This window comes from Nodularia spumigena CCY9414 (assembly GCF_000340565.2).
In the GTDB taxonomy this organism is placed as follows: Bacteria; Cyanobacteriota; Cyanobacteriia; order Cyanobacteriales; family Nostocaceae; genus Nodularia; species Nodularia spumigena.
The window spans coordinates 1588001-1611615 of sequence record NZ_CP007203.1 but is presented as its reverse complement, the minus strand read 5'-3'; the positions used below and the strand labels follow the sequence as shown (position 1 = coordinate 1611615).

The window sequence follows — 23615 nt, the reverse complement described above, 5'->3', positions numbered from 1 at the left end:
TCGGTTTATCCCACTTTCCGCAGGTTTTGTCTCATAACAAAATGTATAAGAAGCGACCCATTTTCATGTGATAGTTAGTTTGGGATGGGTATACTTTTGATATAATTTGAAAAAATTATCTACATGAAAATACATTGTACCAGACCGAACTGCCCTGAGCCGGAAAACCATTTCCCAGAGTCCCTAAATCCTCGCATAACCCCAGAAATACCACTGTATTGTCAAGCCTGTGGGATGCCCTTAATCTTAAAAAAAGAGAAAAGACGTTATCAACCTCTCGAAGCTTTGGCACAGGGAGGATTTGGAGCTACTTTTAAAGCCATTGACTTAGATTCAATTAGTCAACGCCACTGTGTTGTCAAGCGATTAGACATTAAAGATAATGATCCTAAGATTGTTAAAGGAATCGAAGAAGCCTTTGAACGGGAAGCTATAGTTCTAGAGTCTTTAGGCGATAACAGTGGTAATATTCCTACGTTATATAATCATTTTTGCTTAACTGCACCTGCTAGCCACTCATATCCTGAAAAAGAGTTGAATTATTTAGTTCAACAATATATTGAAGGTGAAGATTTAAGTGAAGAACTCAAGAAAAAAGGCCGCTTCTCGCAAGCAGAAATTTTGGATGTATTAAAGCAAATTTTGCCCGTTTTACAACTCATTCATGATGATAAGAACCAGGTGATTCATCGGGACATTAAACCTAGTAATATTGTTCGAGAGCGAGATACGCAAAAGCTTGTTTTAATTGATTTTGGAGCAGTTAAGCAAGTAATTACAGGAGAGACTTCTCCTGTAAAATCTATAGTGTTTGGGACTCCAGCATATGCTCCCCCAGAACAACGCGCCAAACATCAAGTTTATCCATCCAGTGATTTATATGCACTCGCTGCTTCTTGCGTTGAATTGCTAACAGGTCAATCTCCGAATAAGTTCCACGATACTATTAATAATCAATGGTATTGGAGAAAACAATATCCTCAGATTGTTGATGAGAATTTAGCTAACATTTTAGATCGAATGCTGCTCCCTGATCATAGGAAGCGATTTCAGTCAGCCCGCGAGGTGATAACGGCTCTGAATGAAGGTGAAACTGGAATAACATCTAATAATCAAAGCACTAACAGTAATAGCGGTGGTGATGTTACAACAATTATTCCTTCAAAACATAAAGCTTTAAAATTTGTACTGGGAACAGCATTATTTCTGATAATTATTGGTGTTTCAATAAAGCTTTATCCCCGGATCTTCCAACCAATGATTTCATTCAGTACCAGTTTATCTTTTAAAGATACAACATCTGGAATGGAAATACAATATCCAGAAAATTGGCAGCTTCAAGAACAACAAGCTAGTCCACTAACAGGATGGACTATTGCCCGAATTGTCCCTAAAGATATCATCCCATCTCCCTTGTCTCCAGAATTCCTCATCAATATAGAAGATTTATCGCAATCGGAGACTTTAAAAGATTATACGAACTTGGCTATCCAACAAATTCAAGCATCAGCTAAAGATGTTAAAATCCTCAAATCTCAATCGATAAAACTCCATCAGCGCGAGGGATATCAAGTCGTTTATATGGGGCAAGATAGCATCTATAACGTTAAATTTAAAGCAATGCAAGTTTGGATTATTGATCATCAAAAAGCTTATGTTCTGACTTATCGAGCCGAAGAAAAACTCTATGATCAATTTCTCACCCCTGTAGAACAAACGATGATTAAATCCTTTATACCTCCTGTTGAATTATGGTAGAAGATTGATGATGAAAGGGTGTGTTTAGCATTTAATCCCAATAGGTAGTGTGGACATCTTGCCCGCCATAACTATAACAACCTAGCGTTGACATCTAGATGAGAATGTATTATTTTTTAAATGGTGGGTTAAAGTGTTAGCTATTTTTACTATCCAAGTCTCTGAATACGTAGGTCAATTCCATAGGTCTATACTCATGAAAAATAACCCGGCAGCGCCTTTGACTGCCCTTGCTTTAGCCTTCAGTGCCACGCTGCTGGGCAGTCAACCCAGCCCAGCCCAAAGTCGGCAGTTTTTCTGTGGTTTGAGTAATGACTATCCCACAACGATGGTGCGTAACCCCAGAGGTATTGTTCCCTTAATTGCTTGGACAGATAATAGCTGGATTAATGATACATTGACACCCCGGAGACGTTGCCAAGAAGTGGCTAATCGCTTCCAAGACTTCCATGATAAAGGTCAACTGAGAGTCCTCAAAGCTGGAAGAGTCAATGATCAACCTGTTATCTGCGGGTTGGGGAGTAATCAGGAGTCTTGTAACAGTAGCAACGTTCTACTTACCGTGTCAAAGGATCGGAACCCTGACCAAGTTCTAGACCAACTGTTGAATACCCGAATTACGGTATCGGGTCAACCTGTTTTCCTTAGCGGCAATCAAGAAGGACGCATTAAACCTCAAAACGGTGCTGATGGCTTTGCCAGCGTGAATTTTGAGGCATTTCTGAATGATAGCAGTGACCCACCTGGTGAGCAAGCCTGGTAAACCTGAGATAACAGGGGAAAAGAAATGAGTTGGCGCATGGGAATGCTTGCTGTTGTTGCTATGGCTGTCTCTGTTTCTGCAACAGTGCAGGGTGAGGTTTTGCCTTTGGGAAGCAAAGTCGAAGTGCCGTCAGCTCAAAAACCGCCTTTTTCGGGAGTTAATTCCTGCTTTGGGCAAGAAAAAGTTGAACAACAAGCTCGTTTAATCACAGTTAAGGTTCTGAGTAGTCCCATCAGTAATCGCGATCGCCTATTGGGTTCTGGTATTCTGGTTAACAGACAACATTCAACAGAAGAATCAACCTATCGCGTCATCACCAATAACCATGTTTTACAAGCGGGTGAAGCTCCCTATTTTATAGAAACTCCAGACGGGAAAATTCACACCGCCACCTCAGTTGTAGCCAAAACACAACTCCAGGGAAATGACTTAGCCTTATTGCAGTTTGACGCTGGTAACTTAGACTACGACGTTGCTCAACTAGGGAAAAAAACCTCAGTGGGAGATTCGGTGATAGCTGGCGGTTTTCCCCTGAACAATAGTGCCAGAAAATCTTCAGATGGCGCGGAGTTTGTGATTAAACGAGGTCAAATTGAATGGGTGCTGGATAAAGCCCTAGAAGGAGGATACAGAATTGGCTACACCAATGATGTAGAAAAAGGCATGAGTGGCGGTCCTGTATTGAATTGTGCCGGGGGATTAGTGGGGATGAATGGACTCCATGCTCACCCAAATTGGGGCGACCCTTATATTTTTCAAGATGGTTCCTACCCCACCAACGCAGAGCGAGCAAAGATGAGTGAATACAGTTGGGCGATTCCTATGGAAACGGCGATTCAACTATTCCACTTTGAAAAACTCACCCAAAACCCCATAAATCCTCACAAATAAGACATAAAACAATACGGTTCAGTTAAGGACAGAACTGACCCAAAATTAAGAAAAAACGAACCACGAAGGCACGAAGGACACAAAGGAAAGAGGGTTTCAAAGAGTTTTTTAAGTTATAAAAGGTTTTTAGCTCTAACTGAACTGTATTGAGACATAAAATAGTTTTGGTGTTTTCTTCCGTGCTGCATCCGTTCAGCAATATGATACCATCCACAGGCAGATCACCCGTAAGCGACAGGCTGCACAACCAGAAATTTAAATCACATATATCATAGCCCCCTCCTCGCTTGCGGGGAGGGGGTTGGGGGTGGGGTTCTTCTACCTACTCAATCAAGACAGTCGCTACTGTTTTTTCTGGCATCAGAGTCATAAAAGAGGAATATACAACCACCCTCCAAACGCCCTTATACTGGTTATAGCGTAGCTTAACTTACCTTTTTAACTCACAAATAACTATGAAATTCTCCCAAGGATTAGGGGTAATTTTAGGGACAGCAACCTTGGCGTTAGTGCAGTGGCAAGCTATTTCAACTTTAGCCCCTGTACAAGTCAATAATATCGCCAAACAAATCACTGTGATGATTGGCGGATTAGACGGTAAAGGTTCGGGAGTGATTGTAGCCCGAAAAGGTAACACCTACACTGTCCTCACTGCTCATCATGTGATTAAAAAGCCGGGGGTGTATGATATTATCACTCCCGACGGACAGAAATACCCCGTTGAAAGAAGTCAGCGCCTGGGGGAATTAGATTTAGCTTTATTAAAGTTTACCAGTAGCAGAAATTATACTATTGCTCAGGTTATCGATTCTAGCACAGTTGAAGAAGGGGCGAAAGTATATCATGCCGGTTTTCCGGTTGCTCCAGGTTCGAGAACTTATTTATTCATTCCGGCTCAACTCAGCTCGCGAGGAACGGGAGAAATACTAGGATACGATTTATTTTTTACGGGTCAACCCAAACCGGGAGTGAGTGGAGGGCCAATCTTAGATGAGCGGGGATTAGTGATTGGGATTTATGGCAAAGCGGAAGACGATTTGGACACAGAAGGAGTCCAGGGAATCCCCATTGAAAAAATCCCAAATTTAGAGAGCATCGCCGCAGTAGTTCCTTGGGGAAATCCCACCCTCGGTGCTACTTTGACGGGACATTCAGAAGGGGTCAGGTCTGTAGCCATCAGTCCCGACGGTCGCACCTTAGCCAGTGGGAGTAATGACAAGACAATCAAATTGTGGAATCTGCAAACCCAAGGGGAAATCGCTACTTTGACCGGACATTCAGATTGGGTCTCTTCTGTAGCCATCAGTCCCGACGGTCGCACCTTAGCCAGTGGGAGTAGTGACAACACAATCAAACTGTGGAATCTGCAAACCCAACAGCAAATCGCTACTTTCACCGGACATTCAGAATGGGTCTGGTCTGTAGCTATCAGTCCCGACGGTCGCACCTTAGCCAGTGGAAGTGATGACAAGACAATCAAACTGTGGAATCTGCGAAAACCCAAGGGGAAATCGCTACTTTGACCGGACATTCACAAGCGGTCAGGTCTGTAGCCATCAGTCCCGACGGTCGCACCTTAGCCAGTGGAAGTGATGACAAGACAATCAAACTGTGGAATCTGCAAACCCAAGGGGAAATCGCTACTTTGACGAGACATTCAGAATCGGTCCTCTCTGTAGCCATCAGTCCCGACGGTCGCACCTTAGCCAGTGGAAGTGGGGACTGGACAATCAAACTGTGGAATCTGCAAACCCAAGGGGAAATCGCTACTTTCACCGGACATTCATATGTAGCCATCAGTCCCGACGGTCGCACCTTAGCCAGTGGGAGTTTGGACGGGACAATCCAAATTTGGCAAAACCGGTAAGAGGATGTTTTAAAAGTCCTATTGTCGGTGGCAAAAAGTTTTAGATCCCCCTAAATCCCCCTTAAAAAGGGGGACTTTGAGAGGTTTCCCCCCCTTTTTAAGCTACGGTGTACACACAAATCATGAAATTACTCCAAATCTGGCGTTGCTGATTTCAAATATGAATTTGTTGGGCTACGCCCCGCTCCGCTAACACGCAAAGGCGCAAAGGCGCAAAGGTACAAAGAAAAATCAAGGTAATTTTGGCATTTCATACTCTGATTCAGCAAAGCCCCAAATCTTTTTTTGTAGGGTGTGTTGTCGCGTAGCGCAACGCACCATTCTAGATTTTCGGTGCGTTAGGACTACTGGCGTGGCAAGTAAATATAGGTTGGGTTGTTCGCGTCAGCGTTGCGGAGCAAGGACACGTTAACGTAGTTTGCCGAAGGCATAACCCAACTTTACCCGATATTTGGTTTGCTTCGTTGGGTTGCGCTGCGCTTAATCCAACCTACTGGCGTGACAGGCTTAAAACAGTGCAAAAAATTGTAGGTTGGGTTGACGTAAGGAAACCCAACATCATTGCCTTAACCCAACCTACTGGCGTGACAGGCTTAAAACAGTGCAAAAAATTGTAGGTTGGGTTGACGTAAGGAAACCCAACATCATTGGCAGCGTTGGGTTGCGCTGCGCTTAACCCAACCTACGTTTAGACTTTGAAAACTACGTTGAGACTAAATGCGGTGGGGGAGAAAACCGGCTTTCCGGGGTATCATCAAAAACAGTTGTAACTGAGAAATAACGATGAAATTCTCCCCAGGATTAGGGGTCATTTTAGGAACAGCAACCGTGGCTTTAGTGCAGTGGCAAGCTGTTTCTGCCCCAACCAGTGTACAAGTCAATGAGATCGCCAAACAAATCACCGTGATGATTGGCGGATTAGACGGTGAAGGTTCGGGAGTGATTATTAACCGACAAGGTAACACTTACACTGTCCTCACCGCCTATCATGTGGTTGAAAAGCCGGGGGGACGTGACCTCACCGCTCCCGATGGACAGCAATACCGGGCTGAAAGTAGTCAGCGCCTGGGGAAATTAGATTTAGCTTTAATCAAGTTTAGCAGTAGCAGAAATTATCCTGTTGCTCAGGTTGCCGATTCTAGCGCGGTCAAACCAGGAGCCAGGGTTTATTTTGCCGGGTTTCCAGTCCCTTCCAGGTCTAATGTTCAAGAGCGACGTTATTTTTTCATCCCCGCTCAAATGAGTGAGGGAGGAAGGGGAGAATCCGATTTGCTTTTCACTGGTCAACCCAGAAAAGGAGTCAGTGGAGGACCAATATTAAATACATGGGGATTTGTGATTGGGATTTATGGTCAGCCAGAAAGCAGCGGTTACGCCAAAGGAGTGCGGGGAATCCCCATTGAAAAAATCCCAAATTTAGAGAGCATCGCCGCAGTAGTTCCTTGGGCAAATCCCACCCTTCTCGCTACTTTGACTGGACATTCAGATTTGGTCGAATCTGTAGCCATCAGTCCCGACGGTCGCACCTTAGCCAGTGGGAGTTGGGACAATACAATCAAACTGTGGAATCTGCAAACCCAACAGCAAATCGCTACTTTGACCGGACATTCAGATTATTTTGTCAACTCTGTAGCCTTCAGTCCCGACGGTCGCACCTTAGCCAGTGGGAGTTGGGACAAGACAATCAAACTGTGGAATCTGCAAACCCAACAGGAAGTCGCTACTTTGACCGGACATTCAGAAGGGGTCAACTCTGTAGCCTTCAGTCCCGACGGTCGCACCTTAGCCAGTGGGAGTTGGGACAAGACAATCAAACTGTGGAATCTGCAAACCCAACAGGAAGTCGCTACTTTGACCGGACATTCAGAAGGGGTCAACTCTGTAGCCTTCAGTCTCGACGGTCGCACCTTAGCCAGTGGGAGTTGGGACAAGACAATCAAACTGTGGAATCTGCAAACCCAACAGCAAATCGCTACTTTCACCGGACATTCAGAAGGGGTCAACTCTGTAGCCTTCAGTCCCGACAGTCGCACCTTAGCCAGTGGGAGTTGGGACAAGACAATCAAACTGTGGAATCTGCAAACCCAACAGCAAATCGTTACTTTCACCGGACATTCAGGTGGGGTCAACTCTGTAGCCTTCAGTCCCGACGGTCGCACCTTAGCCAGTGGGAGTTGGGACAAGACAATCAAACTGTGGAATCTGCAAACCCAACAGGAAGTCGCTACTTTGACCGGACATTCAGAAGCGGTCAACTCTGTAGCCTTCAGTCCCGACGGTCGCACCTTAGCCAGTGGGAGTACGGACAAGACAATCAAACTGTGGCAAGATCGGTAGGGGCGTTAAGGGGTTACACTGAGATTTTTTGTCACAATTTATAAGAAAATAGGCTGAAAACCCTTGAGGTTAAGTTTTGGAGCATGGCGGAAAAACTTAAACGTGCTTTAGACAAGGGATGAAAGCCGGCTAAGGCGTTTACGCCTCGGTGACTTTGTGGTAGAATAATTCTCACAGGAACGGTAATTAACCTGTATAAAAACCCAAGTGCCTCACGGCAATCTGTACCTTGACAACTAAATCTATGGGGTTCTACTTCGTAGTTCTAGTATCACCTGGAAGTAGGTAAAAGATTTACAGGTACTAGACGACACAGAATTTAACTCAAACAAAATTTGCGGTAACGCAACTACCTCCGGGCAGGGGGAAAGTTAACGCTTGGGGAGAGAACCACCTCTGGGTTAGATACCGCAAGGAGTCTAATCTAAGTGGACTCGTTGAACCAAGAATCCCCGCACCTTTAGGTCGGGGAGTGTCAACAGTAAATATGCGCCTACAGCCCCGCCAGAGAATCAATTCTCTGTCTTATAGCAGAAGGTCGTTGCAACGGACTGTGAAAATGTTGGGTTTCACTTTGTTCAAACGCCACGTGCTACAAGTCGGGAAAACCGCCCAAAGCAGTGGCTCCCCAACCTACAAAAATATATTTTTAAGCGAACTTTATATAACTTTGTACCCCTACGGGGAAGCAAGCTACAACCCAACCTACGTCTGGTGGGTTACGCTGTCGCTAACCCACCCTACACTGAGCAAGTCCTAAGTTGACAATTTCATAGACAAAACTATACTTATATTGACAAAAATCAATATATATTTTAGGAAAAAATCAACTACTTGATATATAATACGGTGATATCAAGTATTGAATTGAGACTATTGCCGACGCGAAAACCAAGCAATGATGGTGGTAGTCTTTTTCAGAAACTTAATTGGAACACAATCGCGTCTGGCTAAGGCGTGAAAGTCTACTGAGGGATAACTGCTCCCATGCTCCCGTTGAAGTAGAAAGTAAAGTCTAGTTTTGTCTAGGTTTTATATAGCAGGATCTGAGTTAGGTACACAAGGGCTGGCATCTTTTCCCAGCCCACAAGATTTATAATATTAAAGTGTGAGTAGCTCAGGTTCTATTTTGAGGTCGAATTTTCTGAGCTAAACCAGGCCAATTTTTATCGGCTTTTTTAATATTTCCTGGGATATCTCTTTCCCAGCGTTTTTGAATTCTGAGGTCAGCATTTAAGTAGAGTTTTCCTTCGACAATTTTCCACGCATTGGGGTCAATGGGTGCAGTATACCCTTGGCTGACAGCCCAAGCACAAAACCCTCCATATTGAGGGGCGTATTTTTCGGGATTTTTAGCAAATAAATCGCGATTTTCTGCGGTTGAAAATCGCCAATTGACATTTGCCCATTGATAGGTAAAATTAGGATTACCAGAAATTGGTTTTCCTTGTTGAAAATAGGCAACTGGATCAAAGCCTTTCAAAGCAAGAGAATTTTCTGCATCAAAGACTCTGCTAACCATGTTGGCATGAACTGCTGGTTGGAGGCTAGGAACAACGGTTTCAAGGGTTGAATTGGAACGACAACCTACAGCCAATCCAACTATCAACAGTGAGGATGTGGTTAAAGCAGCAAAATTTTGGTGATTCATAGTTTATTTGAAGTAGCGTGGTGGGAGCTTTTTCGCTCTCTGGAAGGAATACAAAATTATCAATAAACCTCTGGTGAAAATTAAATATCCGTTTTCTGGAAGTGTCTAAATGATTTTTCACCAGAGGTCTAAGAGGTTGTTTGAAAAGTGATCGGCTGTGATTTTAGGCACTTATTGATCCCCCCTAGCCCCCCTTGAGAAGGGGGGATCGGTCATCAAAGTCCCCCTTTTTAAGGGGGATTTAGGGGGATCTAGAATGTCTTGCTACCAACAATAGGACTTTTCAAACATCCTCTTAGAGGTTGTTTGAAAAGTGATCGGCTGTGATTTTAGGCACTTATTGATCCCCCCTAACCCCCCTTGAGAAGGCTACCGTGTACACACAAGTCGGGAAATTCTCTTTTGTGTCATAACACCCCACCCCTAGCCCCTCCTCGCAAGCGCTACCGTGTACACACAAGTCTTATCAAGTTGCCTAACAGCGTTTCGATCCCCCCTAACCCCCCTTGAGAAGGGGGGAAAATTTCTTAAAGTCCCCCTTTTTAAGGGGGATTTAGGGGGATCAGATCACTTGTGTGTACACCGTAGCCCCGCAAGCGAGGAGGGGAACTGGATTTCCGGTTAAATCATGTTTTTAGGGCTGGAAACCCTTTATGGGTCCCACAAATCCTCAAGAAATTCTCGGCCATTTCCCAATCCATTCTCCGCCTCGAAAGCGCCAACGGGGAAATAACAACCGCATGACTACCCAAGCGGATAAATAAACCCCTAACCACACTAAACCATAATGTTGAATAAATGTAATTAAATCAAATTTACTCTTGGGAATGTGGGGTAAACCGATATTGGCAATTATTAAAGCCAAAACTACGCCCTCGACAACGCCGGCATAAAATTGGAATACTCCAGGCCAGTCATGATCCCACATATATTTTTGCAGGTAATCATACAATACATCCCAACCGATGCCAAATAATCCCACATAAAAGACAATCCAAAAATAAACTAAATCAAATTTATGTCCTAAATATCCCCCATAGAAAGGCAAGGAAATTAACATCCCCACTGTTGCTAACAGAAAAATTCGCGTTTGCCAGCGTCCGAATAAAGTTGGAGTCATGATGATATTAGAATAGAATCAGCTAAGGTTTGAAGGAAAGTTTAAGGTTTGATATTCAGCGCCCATTTTAGCCATTGCCCAAGGGAATAAAACCCCTGAATATAGCGGATTCCTGGGGCTTTAACTGCTGCTAAGGCTTCTACTGACCGATGGGCAGCATATTGTAATCCTAAAAATGTATCCACTGGTGCATAGGGACCTCCTAATGTGATTATTCCGGCTGCATATACGCGAGAACGATCATTTCGGACTTTTTTAATTTCAAAATTATTTTCCACATGGAAACGTCCTTCGGGGTTCAAATCTAAGTCATAATGCTCAATTAAATCTTTCAAAAACGGACTTTCTAAGGGGTCTGAAACCAACCCTGTACAATCAATGACAAAATCAGCAGGAACAGTTTGTTGACCTTTGTTGGTGACTAAATGGGTGACTACTCCACCTTGAGGATTACGTTCTAATTTTGTGACTAAACCATAACGAATTTCATACCATTGTTGCTTTTTTCCCTGCTGAATAATGTCTCGCCATTCTTTGCGACTGGCTGTTGTTGTTCCACCCCAACCTTGTAATAGTTCCCTTCGCCGTAAGGGGTTAGCTTCTTCTAACATTGTCCGCATATCACCGCCCCAAGTGCCTTTGGGCCAGTTAAAAGGCTGAAATTCCCAATCATTTTCGACATGGCGTTTGGCTAGATCAAATTGATTTCCTTTGCGAGGTTCTCGGTTTAAATGAATGACTTTAATACTAGGCTTGATTTTCTGGGCTGCATACAATCGGTCTAAGACTTGTGATGCCACAATTCCAGAGCCTCGCAGGAAGATGGTTCCACCTTTTTTTTCTAATTGCTGATAAATATGATCATGGGGTTCATAACCTTGAACGACGGTTTTTTCATCTCCTGTTTCTTCTGGATGTTCTTGACGATATTTTTCTAAATCGGGTAATAGTTTAATGCCTGGATAACCTGTGCAGAGATGGACATATTTAGCTATTAAAAATTGGGGGTTCTTTTCATCTTGGGGGGAAGCACAATAGGCAATACAATAGCGCCCATCTTCGGTTTGACGCAGGCTGCGAATACTGCCATGTTCCAACATTTTATTCCAACTAATGCGATCGCCTTCTCGGTCCATTGACTCAAATACGTCTTTAGCACGAGGAGTATAGGTATCTGCATGAATTGGTTCCGCAAAAACCTGCCACAAAAATCCTAATGCTGCACTAACTTGTCCAGAAAAAACTCCTCTCCAAGCATCTCGCAGCGCATATCCTGGCCATCCCCAAATATTGTCAGGACAGGAGTCAGACCCAGAACGAATCCGTTTATATCGGGGAATTTGGCAATTGCGGAGTAAGGTTTCATAGCGTTTATAAGGTTTGTCTTGAATGCTCAAAACCTTAATATCGTCTCGTTTAACTCCCGCAATTCTCAACATATCCACCCAAACAAAACTGCCCATTCCTCCCCCGCAGGCAACATATTCTGTTTCTTTGACTAAGTAACCACTACTCTTAATCGCCCCCAGGGAAACCCGTTGTTCATGCCAAAAATTGAGCGAATAGGGGAAACCGGAGGGTTCACTCGATGCAGCAGTTTGCTGTTCTAAAATACCTGTGTAGGTGTTAAAAGTAATGGATGATTGAGGACTTGCTGAGGACTGGACACTGGATGCTGAAATGACCTCAGATTGGGGATTAAAAATTGTTGAAGTGCTTTCAAATACAACTGTCGCATCCGGGTCTCCAGCTTGAATGAGGAGAACGGTAATGGTATAGTTTCCTATTCTCAGTCTATCCCCACTGTTTAAAATGCGACGTTCTTTGAGTACCTTTTTACCGTTGAGTTCAGTACCATTGGCACTCTTGTCTTCAAGATAAAGTTGATTGTTTTCTAAGCTAATCTGAGCATGAAGCCGAGAAATTTGCTTACTAGAGTCTAATAAAACGACAGGAGACACCGGTTCACCATTCACTACAGCAGGAAGTTGAGTGATATCTCGCCCGATGGCTACTGGTAGTGTGAAAACCTGTTCTTCCTGCTCCTCTGTCACTTTATTTTCGGAAATCAGTTTGATTTGCATGGGTTTGATGCTCCTATCTACACGCTGAGGTCTTACTAAATAGCTAGTTATCGAAGTATTTCAGATCAATATCTATATCTATAAATCGCACAAAATGCTCTAGACTCTGAATAATTAGCTATGAAAGGCTGATAAATTATATACGATCAATATACAGTGCGGTTCGTTTTAGCGAAATAAGTAAAAACACTTAGGGATGAGAGATAAGGCTCCTAACAGAACCTTGACGACTGAATTTCAAGAAAGGTAATAATTATATCCCCCAGGTGCAGGTACGACAGCATTTCCCCCACTTTAGCGACTAGCCATCTGCGATGTGAAGCGGGCAGAAAAGGCGGCAGTCTTGGGAGTCTAATTCGGTATACTTTGATCTATATTGATTACTTTAAAAAACTACCTGATTTTGGTATTACTCAAGAAGCTACAACGAACCTTGCCCACAGGCTATAAAGTATGTGTAGATGAAGCGTTAACCAAATCGGGAAAAAAATCTGTATGACAAACTACCAAGAAACCCTACCCAGCAGTGAATTCAACTCAGATACGGTGAGTGTCAACCATGTGGAAGTAATTGAAAACGTTATCGGTACTCTAGAACAAGATGATAGCGCAATGGTAAGCCACAACCCAAAGGATGGTTATCTGTGGAAATTTAAGTACGGGAGTGTGGAAGTTTTTATCCAACTGACTGGAGAAAGCGATGAGGATACTATCACAGTTTGGTCGGCGGTGCTAAACTTACCAGCCAAAGAGGAACTCAAGTTGATGCGACATCTTTTGGAAATGAACTGCTCCAACACCTTAGAAGCCCGTTTTGGGATTATTGAAAATCGGGTGGTGGTGATATCAACCCGCACTCTCGAAGATTTATCTCCGGCGGAAGTCTCACGGCTTGTTACCATTGTGGCTACTATTGCTGATGAAAATGATGAAGTTTTACAAGCTGAGTTTGGTTTGGCTTAGGGTGTTATGTTCACAATATTGGGGCAATATACAGGATATTTCATGTAAGTTAGATACACAAGGGCGGGCAGTCCTTGCCCTCCCCCACAAGATTAAATCTGGAAATATTAGTGTTGAACCCAATTGAAAACTTTGATGGTAAGCAGGTTTGGCGACTAATTCCGTTGCTAGAAGCGAATGGTGATGTGCAGATGGCGATTGACAGATGGTTGTTAGAACAGCACAAATCTGGAAAGCATCCCCCAACTCTGCGATTTTACACTTGGTCGCCACCTGCAATTTCTCTCGGCTATCATCAACGTCAATACCCGGAATTTTGGCAAAATTTGACTTGGCGAGGACAAAAACTAGATTTGGTGCGTCGTCCTACTGGCGGTAGGGCGGTTCTACATCAAGGTGATTTAACTTATGCGGTGATTACGTCTAGAATACCTGGTAGCCGTTTCCAGATATATGAAAAGATTTGTGAATTTTTAATTCAAGGATGGCGATCGCTTGGTGTACAATTGCTCTACGGTACAGCTGGGCGGGGTTATATCCACAACCCTAACTGTTTTGGTACAGCTACAAGTGCAGATTTAGTGTTACCAGATGGAGGTAAACTCATTGGTAGCGCCCAACTGCGACGGGGTGAGGTGATTTTGCAACATGGTTCCATCCGTTTACAGCCAGATGCAGAATTATTTACTCAAGTCTTTGGTAAAGAATCTTTTACGAGTATACAACTACCCGAAAATTTAAGTTTAGACAAGATTATTGCTGCTTTAATTACCGCAGCGTGTGATTGTTTTGCGATACAGATAGAAGTACAACCCCTCTCCCAGTCTGAATGGGATGAAATTCTCGCCAAACCCTCATCCTAAACTTTAACCATTCTCCACAAAAACTCTGCGTGACTTTGCGAGGACTCCGCGTGACTCTGCGTTGAAAAACACTAATCAGGTCAAATTACAAAGATTTATTGAAACCAATTGACTTATGCCCACAAATATAATTATTTTAATTGCAGCCTTAATAGTCGCCTTAATCATCTTCCGAGCTTTTCTGAAAGTATTCAAGACATTTCTGAGTAGTGCGATCGCAATTTTTGTAATTCTTGTTATTCTGAATATGTTTGGCTTTAGCCCCGATGACCTAATCCAAGAAATCACCAACCTCCCAGAAACCTTAAAACAATTATTCAAGTTGTAGATGATGACCTTGATTCGCGAGACTTTATTTGCTTTGTCCTCGAAGAAGAAGGAGCAGAAGTCATCTCAGTTTCATCAGCAATTGAAGCACTCCAAACTCTGCCAGAATCAAAGGCAGATGTTCTATTAAGCGATATTGGAATGCCGGAAATGGATGGTTATATGCTGATGCGTCAAGTCAGAAGCTGGACATCAGAAGAAGGGGGAAACACACCTGCGATCGCTCTTACCGCCTATGCGGGAGAATATAATCAGCAACAAGCAATATCCGCAGGCTTTCAAATGCACGTCACTAAGCCAGCCGAACCTGCGGAATTAGTTGCAGCCGTTGCTAGACTGGCTGGGAAAAAAGTCATTAGTCATTAGTCATTGGTCATTGGTCATTGGTCATTGGTCATTGGTCATTAGTCATTAGTCATTAGTCATTGGTCATTGGTCATTGGTCATTGGTCATTGGTCATTAGTCATTAGTCATTAGTCATTGGGAAGTTACAATCTTCTCCCCCCTGCACCCTGCACCCTGCCCCCCTGCCTCTTCCCCCCCCTGCACCCTGCACCCTGCCCCCCTGCCTCTTCCCCCCCCTGCACCCTGCACCCTGCCCCCCTGCCTCTTCCCCCCCCTGCACCCTGCACCCTGCCCCCCTGCCTCTTCTCCCCCCTGCACCCTGCACCCTGCCCCCCTGCCTCTTCCCCCCCCTGCCTCTTATTCATCTCCCCAAGTTTGTAATTGCAAATACACAAAGACTAAGGTAAAGGCTAAGAGTACTGTGGCTGCGGCTGCTGCGTATCCAAAGTCAAATTGCGCGAATGCTTCTTGGTAAATGTAATAAACTAGCAAGTTAGTTGAATTTAGGGGACCACCACCTGTAATTACATAAACCTGTTCAAAACTGCGTAATGTAAAAATGGCTGTGGTAACGGTAGCAAATATCATTGTAGGTTGCAATCCGGGCAGGGTAACGTGCCAAAATTGCTGCCAAGCATTTGCACCATCTAGTTCGGCTGCTTCATAGCGACTGGGGGGAATTGCTTGCAATCCTGCTAAGAAGACTACCATATTAAAGCCTAATTGCTTCCAAATACTCAAGACAATTAGTACCGGCATTGCCCAAGTTGTACTTCCTAGCCAAGGAATGGGCGCAATTCCAAAAAAGTCTAAAAATGCGTTGGCGGGTCCATCGGTTTGAAATAGCCAGCGAAAGCCTAAACCAGCAGCTACTAGGGAGATAATTGAAGGCAGAAAGTAGGCACTCCGCAGCAGTCCCCGCAAGGCGAGAGATTTGTCTAATAATACTGCTAGGGCTAAGGGAATCACTAAGCTGGGAATGACTGTGGCAACGGTAAAATAAATAGTGTTACCCAAGACTTGCCAAAAATCTGGGGTAAGTAGCAAGCGCCAATAATTTCTTAACCCTACCCAAGTCGTACCTGATGAGGTGAAACTTCCAGCCGTAAAACTGAGGTAGAACAGATAGGCTATCGGCCAAATGATGAAGATACTTAGTAAAATCAGTGCTGGGGAAAGAAAAGTCCAAGCGGCAAATGTATCATTATCTAACCAAGACTTAGTATCTGTTTTTGGCATTTATCATTTTTCCTCTTTGCTCTTATGACTCTCCGCCTTGATTCTACCGTTAGCCTGGTTGCTCCCAGTCTGAGCATTTGCCCATCTGATCAAAGCACTCCTTTAAAACTGGGGATTTTGGCTTCTGGTAGTGGGAGTAATTTTGAAGCTGTTGCTCAAGCGATCGCAGATCAACAACTAAACGCCCAAATTCAAGTTTTAATTTATAATAACCCTAAAGCGAAAGCTCCCATCCGCGCAGCTAATCACGGTGTGGAAGCTGTATTATTAAATCACCGCGAATATACAAACCGGGAAGCATTTGACGGGCAAATTGTCAATACTTTGCAGCAATATGATGTTGATTGGGTAATTATGGCTGGTTGGATGCGTTTGGTGACACCAGTTTTAATTGATGCCTTTCCAGATAAAATCATTAATATTCATCCCAGTTTGTTACCGAGTTTTAAAGGTATTAACGCTGTCGAACAAGCTTTAGCATCTGGAGTCAAAATTACTGGCTGTACTGTCCATTTAGTGTGTTTGGAAGTAGACAGCGGCCCGATATTAATCCAAGCGGCTGTGCCGATTTTACCAGATGACACAGTAGAAACACTGCACACCAGGATTCAAATTCAAGAACATCTAATTTTACCACAGGCGATCGCACTGGCTGCGGCACGGGAAATCAGTCAACAGTGAACTGACTAAAATCACCGCCAAGCACTTTGCAAACATCCCCTAAACTCAGAAACCAACATCACTCAAATGATAGATCACGATAGACTATTTAAAGAATTAATCCAAACATTCTTTTGGGAATTTATAGAACTTTTTTTACCAGAAGTTTTAGAGTACGTTACACAAGACAGCCTCAATTTTTTAACAGAAGAAATATTTACCGATGTCACCACAGGAGAAAAAAGAAGAGTAGACTTATTAGCGCAGGTCAAATGGAGAGGAGAAGACAGTTATTTTCTGATTCACATAGAAAACCAAGCATACAATCAAAAAGAAATTGAACGGCGTATGTTTCATTACTTCGCCCGTTTAGATGCCAAATTTTTAATGCCAATTTTCCCTATAGTTATATTCTCATACGACGAACCCAAAAGACCAGAAAAAAGCCAATATGTAGTTAACTTTCCCCAGCGCAAGATTTTAGAATTTAACTATGTTGCCATTCAATTAAATAATCTCAACTGGCGAAGTTTTTTAAACAAACCAAATCCCGTAGCTGCCGCCTTAATGGCAAAAATGAACTTTCAACCAGAAGAGAGAATGAGAGTTAAGCTAGAATGCTTAAGGATGTTAGTTACGCTGCAATTAAACCCTGCTAAAATAGAATTAATTTCTGGTTTTATTGACACTTATCTCAAATTAAACACAACTGAAGAGCAAGAATTAAACGCTGAACTACACCAAGCTCATTTAATTGAGGAGGAAAAAATCATGGAAATAGTGACTAGTTGGATGGAAAAGGGTATTGAAAAGGGTATTGAACAAGGAGAACAAAAAATTGTTAAAAAACTACTAAAGCGGCGATTTAATCATATTACCCCTGCTATAGAAAGCCGAATTAATGAATTATCTTCACAACAAATCGAAAGTCTAGCAGACGCAATTTTTGATTTGCAAACTTTAGATGACTTAATCAACTGGTTAGAGCAACAAAGGTTATAAGATAGTAGTGATACCAATTTTATATAAAGATGCATAAAAAGAACCCCTCCCTAACCATCCGGTGCAAGCGAGGAGGGAACCGGATTTTTGTGGGGTCACTTAATTTTGGATTTTAGATTTTCATAATCCAAAATTTAAAATCTAAAATCTAAAATCGCTTCGGTCAACGGGGGTTTGAATCCCCGTAAACAAAAGTTTAAGCTGTTTTGACTTGGCGGAATTTCCAGAAACAGCCAGAAACCCAATTTGTAATCATGTGGGCAACAATTGGCACTAACAAGTTACCAGTTAATAAGGCACTAAACCCTAGCATTAACCCAATAATAGTTGCCCACACTACATAAGGCCATTGTTGGGGGCCACTGAGATGCAAAATCCCAAAAGCGAGACTAGATACAATTACAGCGACATTATCTAAGCCTAAAGCTGGCAGCATCACACCCCGAAATAACAGTTCTTCACTTAACGCTGGGAGTAAGCCCAACCAAATCAAATCGGGTAAAGCTAAAGGCTTGATAACTATATCCAGATAATAGTCTGCGCTTTGACGGTAGGCAGGGTAAAATCGATAAGCTAAACCACTTAAGGTTGTAATAATTAACCCTAGCCCTAAGCCTAAGAGTACATCTGTTGATGACCAGTACCATCTTAATAAGTAAAAATTGCCATAGTTTAACCACACCCTGGCGACTAGCCATAACAGGATTGCAGTCACTCCCATAGCTACTAATACTTGGGTACGTGTCAAATAGGGAATTTCTGGTTCTTGATTTTGTTGTTCAACCACGATTTTTTGGGGGTAGGGAATGGGGAGTGGGGAGTGGGGAGTGGGGAATGGGAAAACTATATGATAACTGGTTGTAAGGAGGATATTTGAGGACTAAGGGCGGCGGGATTTATGCCTGCTTTGTGGGCGACTAATACACCCACGGCTTCTAAATATGAGTTTACTTGTAAAGCTGTGATTCCTAAAGCTGGGGCGGGAACTTGGATGAGAGTTTTATTTTCTGCTACAGTGATAATTTGGCATCGCTTTTGGTTTAAACTGATTAAGGCACTACTACCACAGGCATTTGCCGGTGCGATCGCACAATCCACTTGATCTGCCCAAATATCATCGGCGAAAGCTGTCATTGACTCTTTATTTATAATAAATTGTGGGGCGCGACTCAAGCCCACAAGGACACATGGTAAAAAAGTATAACCTAATTCTTCCGCAGCCGAACGAGGCGATAAATTCGGTTCTGGGGGGGCGCTGGCTAAGGCGGGAGCATGGGCGCAGGGAATTTTGAAGGTGCGGACGATTAAATGGCTAATTACGGCTTCTGCACCCGCTAAAGGGTCTACCCCTTGACCTTGACGATAATTTTGTACTGCTGCTTCATCCATATTATCGGGGAAACGGGCGACAACTGCGATCGCTTCCGCCCCGGCTTTGTTAATTAATATTTCCGCCGCCCTCAGTAAGCTGTCAGGGTTGCCAATTGTTCCCCAACTCGCCCCGGATGCTGAAGTGCGTAATTCTACGTTTAAAGGTGCATCAGTCACTACATAATCTGTGAGAGTTAAACCAAGGGTAGCCCTAGCTGCGTCGGCTGCTTGGAGGTGTCGCAGTTGTAATTCTGGTTCAATACCCTGGTCTAAAAGCAACCCGATTTTATTATTCCTAACAGGGCGTAAACCCCAGCATCCAGAGGCAAATTTGTCAAGTCCGTAACCTTCCACATAAAGAGTGTTAGGGAGATTCCAATATAAACTAGCACCATTAAGGACATTGGGGTGAGTGATTAGGCGATCGCACACCTGTGATATAACCTTAGCTACAGGCAAAGCATCACCAGCATAACCGCCAATCGCTGCCCCCACCCCAGTAGGTATAATTAAAATCGCTGTATAAGGACGTTGCATACTAAATATTGGCATAAAACTGATGTTTGTTGATGCTATGAACAGGGAACTCTAAGAAAATAACAATCCCAGGGTTTCCATAAGTAAAAGTATGAAGGAAAACACAAACAAGAGAGAGAGCCATATTGTTGCCTTATATCTGGCTAAATTTAATCAACGCGCCTTGACAGAGCTAGGATGCAATAATTGGACAGAAGTATATAGTCAAGTTTCTCAGGCTTTAGGTTATGCAGAAGCATCAATAAAACATTGCCGTGATACGTTTGATGCATTATTGCCTAATAAAAGACAAGGTTGGAATCAAAATCCGCCATACAAAACAGTAAGAGATATTTTTGCAGAATTCGATAATTATGAATTTGAAGAATTATAAAAAATTGTTAAAAATATTTTACAAAAGCCTCCCTTAAATCCTTTATTTTCTAATTTAAAACCTGAAAAAATTAACCAGTTAGAACAGACATTCAAAGCAGAACAAGAATACAAGCAGCAAGAAAGAAGTGAAGAAGAAAAGAAATGTGTATTAGCTTTGTGGGAAATTGAAGGAGGTAGGAGAGAAGTACCTATTATTGACCATGAATCATATTTATTAGTAGGAATAGCAGACTTAATCACAGATGAAGAAGTGATTGAAGTTAAAAATATTAAAAATTGGAAACACGCTGTGGGACAAGTATTTGCTTACTGGTACTACTTTTCAGAATATCCTAATTCAGTAAATAAACAACTAATTCCCAGGATTCATTTATTTGGAGGTAATGGATTTGATGACTACAAAATACAACCGTGTGAGTCATTAATGAAAACAGTTTTTTATCCTCACACAGATGCAATTAGAGTAACTTATGCAGAAGATGATGATTTTTTTATTGAGGATGATGAGTGAGAATTTTCAGCACTCATCACTCATAACTGATTACTCAGAAGCTGCTGTAGTCACAACAGCTTCAACAGTAGCCTTTTGCTGTGGTTCATCCACAGAAGTAATCGCCCAACGTAGAGGTTCACCCTGCTTTTGCAACTCAGCCTCAATTGCCTTTTCCAACTCAGTGGGAGTTTCTTGCAAATCAACTTCTGCGGTAATAAAATGAATAGTCATAGAGGTAAGTCCTTTATATGTCCAATTTCTAGAATAACTTAATATAACAGTCCTAAATCACTCCTGAAATCTTCTCACACCTTTCTTGGCGAACTTGGCGACTAACGCCCTGGGGGCATACGCTACGCGAAGGCGGTTCGTTCATCTTTCTAATCAGTTACCAGTCATCAAATAACTGATAACTGATAACTGATAACTGATAACTGATTATTAGCCTTTACCAAATTGCAATTGATAAACTACGTCTTCCTTTTCCGTCTCAATTTTCAAATCAGAACGGGGATAAGAAACACAAAGCAAAGCATAACCTTGTTCTTGCAGTTCAGAACTAACGCCCATACAATCAGATTGGTCTACAGTTCCCTCAGTAATTAGACCAGCGCAAGTTGTACAAACTCCTGCATTGCAGGAATTGGGAAAACCTAGACCAGCAGTTTCAGCCACCGATAAGATAGTTTCATCTTCAGGAACTTGTAAAGTATAAATTTTGCCTTGGTGGTTAATTTCAACGGTGTAAATGTTGGACATATATAAATTCAGGTGATGCAACGGACAAATTTATTATTATATCTGAATTAATTAAAGATATTCAAATTTCACAAAAAAATTTAGGTTAAATACTGAAAATCATAGCAACTAATTTCTAAATAATTGGTGGAATAGTCACATTAATTACTATAATCAGGAAATTACTTATATTTGCTGATTATTATGCGCGATCGTGTTTCCTTACAGACAGTATCTGTAAGTCTGCCATTTGGCATGGGTTCGATGGCTTGGAAAGTTAACCGAAAAGAACAGGAAGCCTCTTGGTCACTGTATGTGGAATTGGTGACGCGCATTGCTGTACAGTCTTTGGAAGTTGACCAGGGTTTGGTACGGGAAGCGTTGAACTCGCTTTATAGTTTATTTGGCACAACTCGCGAAGTTCTCAAAGCCGCCGGGCCAGATGTGGGTGCTTCTCGTGATTCTGTGGGGGGAATTGCCATTGCTGTGTTAAATAAAGGTTTAAGACCGTTTTTGGCTAAATGGCATCCCTTGTTGCAAGCGTGGGAAGCTAGACGACCGATGGAAGTCAGTCCCAAAGAACATGAGCAGAATTGGTCGGAGGAACCCCAGTTGCGAAGTGAGTTGGGAGTTTTGCGGGGTGAATTGGAAGAGTACGCCCAGGCATTGGCAAAAATTGCAGGTGTGGAGTAGTGATAAAAGTCATTGGTGATTCGATGGTTTTTGTTGATGTAAAAACCTTTGTAGCGATGTTGCATGAAACATTTCTATAAAAAATTATTTAGCTTGTTAAATAATACCGGATATTGAAATAACAAGGAATATTTATGGACAATTGGAACATATTCAAAAAAAGATTTGATATATTTCTTAGCCATGCGTCAGAAGATAAAGAAACATTTGTAGAAAAATTATACAATGAACTAACCGATGCACAATATAAAGTATGGTACGACAAAAATGAACTGTACTGGGGAGACAACTTACAACAAAAAATTACGGAAGGTCTAAAAAAATCGAGCTATGGTATTGTGGTAATTAGTCCCAGTTACTTTGATAAACACAAAGAATGGACTTTTCTTGAGTTTAATCAGATATTAACAACTAATAATATTCTGCCTATTTTGCATAATATAAATATGCAAACAATTAAAGACTTACACCCACAAGAACATGAGCAAATAAAGAATTGGTTGGCAATCAGTAGCGAAAAAGGGATTGATTATATTATCCAGCAAGCCAAGAAAAAAATCGGTGATCGAGAGTCGGAAAAAGGGATAGACTACACCAGACTGCGCGACCTACTAGCAGCAAAAAACTGGAAGGAAGCCGACAAAGAAACCTATCGGGTGATGATTAAAGCAGTAGATAAAGAAGAAGGCCATTACTTCACTTATAACGAACTCTTAAATTTTCCTTGCACAGACTTACGCACAATTAACCGTTTGTGGGTAAAATATAGTGATGGACACTTTGGCTTCAGCGTCCAGAGGGACATATACTTGAGCGTGGGCGGAGAAGTAGACGGCAAGTATTACGAAAAAGCCGATGAGAAGTTTGGCGATCGCGTAAAATGGAGAGCGAATTTCTTATTTATCTTTCCACGTTCGTGGATCGAGTACGAGTGCGTTACTTTTGATACCTCATCACCCGTAGGACACCTGCCCGTTCAATACCTCTTTTTTTGTTCACCTCAGGATTTTTTTGGGACGTACGTTTATACCTCACCGTCGCTCTCGTCGCTCTTGAGAGACGTGTATACCTTACCGTCGTGGCCGTATGATTGTGTAAAAGGATTTTCTTTCTCTTATCTCGCATCGAGACTTGTAAAGTGTAACATCTAAGGCTTTCCGAAATTTATTAAAATTTATTACAAGCCCCCTAAGCACGGTAGAATCAACATTTCTGAATTCCGATACCTAGCTACCATGTTGGGGAAGTCAAAAGTCAAAAGTTTATTTTTCTAGCTTTCTTTTAGCCGTTACATTTAATTAACTTTCACACTCATCTAAAAGGCTTTTTACTTGTGCTTAATTCATCACTGATTTAATTAACAGCTTCAACCAGTATTTTGTTTCTTTTTATTCTTTGAGTGCTATTGATTGCTTGCTGATAAAATCTCTATTACTTTCAGCACAAGAGTATTGAATACAACACTATTACAATTTTTTTTCAGACATCCTCTTACGGTTAATTCAAAATTGGTATATAATAAAACTTTGAATTAACC

At 42.3% G+C, this 23615-nt stretch carries 22 protein-coding genes and 1 pseudogene; 15 read left to right on the top strand and 8 right to left on the bottom strand.

Translation table 11 applies throughout. From position 1 onward, the window contains the following. Positions 1-123: 123 nt before the first annotated feature. The 5 genes and pseudogenes from NSP_RS07080 (at position 124) to NSP_RS07060 (ending at position 7616) form a co-directional block, all read left to right on the top strand. Positions 124-1758 carry a serine/threonine-protein kinase gene (locus NSP_RS07080; protein WP_231859548.1) on the top strand — a complete coding sequence of 545 codons (1635 nt, stop codon included), beginning with the start codon at positions 124-126 and terminating at the stop codon, positions 1756-1758. A gap of 196 nt (positions 1759-1954) precedes the next feature. Continuing rightward, positions 1955-2521 carry a COP23 domain-containing protein gene (locus NSP_RS07075; RefSeq protein ID WP_006197577.1) on the top strand — a complete coding sequence of 189 codons (567 nt, stop codon included), beginning with the start codon at positions 1955-1957 and terminating at the stop codon, positions 2519-2521. A 24-nt stretch (positions 2522-2545) separates the two neighbouring features. Then, entirely contained in the window at positions 2546-3412 is an 867-nt protein-coding gene (locus NSP_RS07070; protein ID WP_006197576.1) for a S1 family peptidase, read from the top strand. A gap of 455 nt (positions 3413-3867) precedes the next feature. Next, a pseudogene (locus NSP_RS27360) lies at positions 3868-5279 on the top strand (trypsin-like peptidase domain-containing protein). Between the two features lie 783 nt (positions 5280-6062). Then, entirely contained in the window at positions 6063-7616 is a 1554-nt protein-coding gene (locus NSP_RS07060) for a WD40 domain-containing protein (protein WP_006197574.1), read from the top strand. A 1117-nt stretch (positions 7617-8733) separates the two neighbouring features. Here NSP_RS07060 and NSP_RS07055 read toward each other — a convergent pair. The 3 genes from NSP_RS07055 to NSP_RS07045 form a co-directional block, all read right to left on the bottom strand. Further along, positions 8734-9267, bottom strand: coding sequence for a YHS domain-containing (seleno)protein (locus tag NSP_RS07055; RefSeq protein WP_006197573.1), 534 nt, complete (start codon positions 9265-9267; stop codon positions 8734-8736). 670 nt (positions 9268-9937) lie between these two features. Continuing rightward, a complete protein-coding gene (locus tag NSP_RS07050) occupies positions 9938-10387 on the bottom strand; it encodes a hypothetical protein (protein ID WP_006197572.1) in 450 nt (149 codons plus the stop codon). A gap of 41 nt (positions 10388-10428) precedes the next feature. After that, positions 10429-12471, bottom strand: a complete 2043-nt coding sequence (locus NSP_RS07045) for an FHA domain-containing protein (RefSeq protein ID WP_006197571.1) — start codon at positions 12469-12471, stop codon at positions 10429-10431. Between the two features lie 495 nt (positions 12472-12966). On the opposite strand from NSP_RS07045, the gene NSP_RS07040 reads away from it, so the two are divergent. The 4 genes from NSP_RS07040 (at position 12967) to NSP_RS23940 (ending at position 14990) form a co-directional block, all read left to right on the top strand. Further along, positions 12967-13434, top strand: coding sequence for a YbjN domain-containing protein (locus tag NSP_RS07040; RefSeq protein WP_006197570.1), 468 nt, complete (start codon positions 12967-12969; stop codon positions 13432-13434). A gap of 110 nt (positions 13435-13544) precedes the next feature. Further along, the gene (locus tag NSP_RS07035; RefSeq protein WP_006197569.1) at positions 13545-14297 is read left to right on the top strand and encodes a lipoate--protein ligase family protein; all 753 of its coding nucleotides are present in this window, start codon (positions 13545-13547) and stop codon (positions 14295-14297) included. 115 nt (positions 14298-14412) lie between these two features. Continuing rightward, positions 14413-14625: a hypothetical protein gene (locus NSP_RS07030; protein ID WP_006197568.1), complete on the top strand. Its 213-nt coding sequence runs from the start codon at positions 14413-14415 to the stop codon at positions 14623-14625. Beyond that, on the top strand, positions 14610-14990 hold the full coding sequence (locus NSP_RS23940) for a response regulator (RefSeq protein WP_071984267.1): 381 nt from the start codon (positions 14610-14612) through the stop codon (positions 14988-14990). Before NSP_RS07030 ends, NSP_RS23940 begins: the two co-directional genes overlap by 16 nt. Positions 14991-15327: 337 nt before the next feature. On the opposite strand, the gene NSP_RS07015 is transcribed toward NSP_RS23940, so the two are convergent. Further along, on the bottom strand, positions 15328-16209 hold the full coding sequence (locus NSP_RS07015; RefSeq protein ID WP_006197945.1) for a carbohydrate ABC transporter permease: 882 nt from the start codon (positions 16207-16209) through the stop codon (positions 15328-15330). 24 nt (positions 16210-16233) lie between these two features. Here NSP_RS07015 and purN point away from each other — a divergent pair, with 24 nt between their 5' ends. Further along, positions 16234-16890 (top strand): phosphoribosylglycinamide formyltransferase, encoded by a 657-nt coding sequence (gene purN, locus NSP_RS07010; RefSeq protein WP_006197946.1) that lies wholly within the window; start codon positions 16234-16236, stop codon positions 16888-16890. A 66-nt stretch (positions 16891-16956) separates the two neighbouring features. Further along, a complete protein-coding gene (locus NSP_RS07005; RefSeq protein ID WP_006197947.1) occupies positions 16957-17871 on the top strand; it encodes a DUF4351 domain-containing protein in 915 nt (304 codons plus the stop codon). 196 nt (positions 17872-18067) lie between these two features. Here the strand turns inward: NSP_RS07005 and NSP_RS07000 are convergent, their stop codons facing one another. Together NSP_RS07000 and NSP_RS06995 are read right to left on the bottom strand one after the other, a co-directional pair. Next, positions 18068-18658 (bottom strand): CPBP family intramembrane glutamic endopeptidase, encoded by a 591-nt coding sequence (locus NSP_RS07000; RefSeq protein ID WP_006197948.1) that lies wholly within the window; start codon positions 18656-18658, stop codon positions 18068-18070. A 56-nt stretch (positions 18659-18714) separates the two neighbouring features. Beyond that, complete coding sequence (locus NSP_RS06995; RefSeq protein WP_006197949.1) at positions 18715-19779, bottom strand: DUF3326 domain-containing protein; 1065 nt, start codon at positions 19777-19779, stop codon at positions 18715-18717. Between the two features lie 91 nt (positions 19780-19870). Here NSP_RS06995 and NSP_RS06990 point away from each other — a divergent pair, with 91 nt between their 5' ends. Both NSP_RS06990 and NSP_RS06985 read left to right on the top strand, forming a co-directional pair. After that, positions 19871-20152, top strand: coding sequence for a hypothetical protein (locus NSP_RS06990; RefSeq protein WP_006197950.1), 282 nt, complete (start codon positions 19871-19873; stop codon positions 20150-20152). Positions 20153-20308: 156 nt separating this feature from the next. After that, positions 20309-20665 (top strand): hypothetical protein, encoded by a 357-nt coding sequence (locus tag NSP_RS06985; RefSeq protein ID WP_006197951.1) that lies wholly within the window; start codon positions 20309-20311, stop codon positions 20663-20665. A 30-nt stretch (positions 20666-20695) separates the two neighbouring features. Here the strand turns inward: NSP_RS06985 and NSP_RS06980 are convergent, their stop codons facing one another. Together NSP_RS06980 and NSP_RS06975 are read right to left on the bottom strand one after the other, a co-directional pair. Next, positions 20696-20878, bottom strand: a complete 183-nt coding sequence (locus NSP_RS06980; protein WP_006197952.1) for a hypothetical protein — start codon at positions 20876-20878, stop codon at positions 20696-20698. Positions 20879-21088: 210 nt separating this feature from the next. Next, the gene (locus tag NSP_RS06975) at positions 21089-21406 is read right to left on the bottom strand and encodes a 2Fe-2S iron-sulfur cluster-binding protein (protein ID WP_006197953.1); all 318 of its coding nucleotides are present in this window, start codon (positions 21404-21406) and stop codon (positions 21089-21091) included. Between the two features lie 183 nt (positions 21407-21589). Here NSP_RS06975 and NSP_RS06970 point away from each other — a divergent pair, with 183 nt between their 5' ends. Together NSP_RS06970 and NSP_RS06965 are read left to right on the top strand one after the other, a co-directional pair. Beyond that, a complete protein-coding gene (locus NSP_RS06970; protein ID WP_006197954.1) occupies positions 21590-22078 on the top strand; it encodes a hypothetical protein in 489 nt (162 codons plus the stop codon). 134 nt (positions 22079-22212) lie between these two features. Then, entirely contained in the window at positions 22213-23229 is a 1017-nt protein-coding gene (locus NSP_RS06965; RefSeq protein ID WP_006197955.1) for a GUN4 domain-containing protein, read from the top strand. Positions 23230-23615 lie beyond the last annotated feature (386 nt).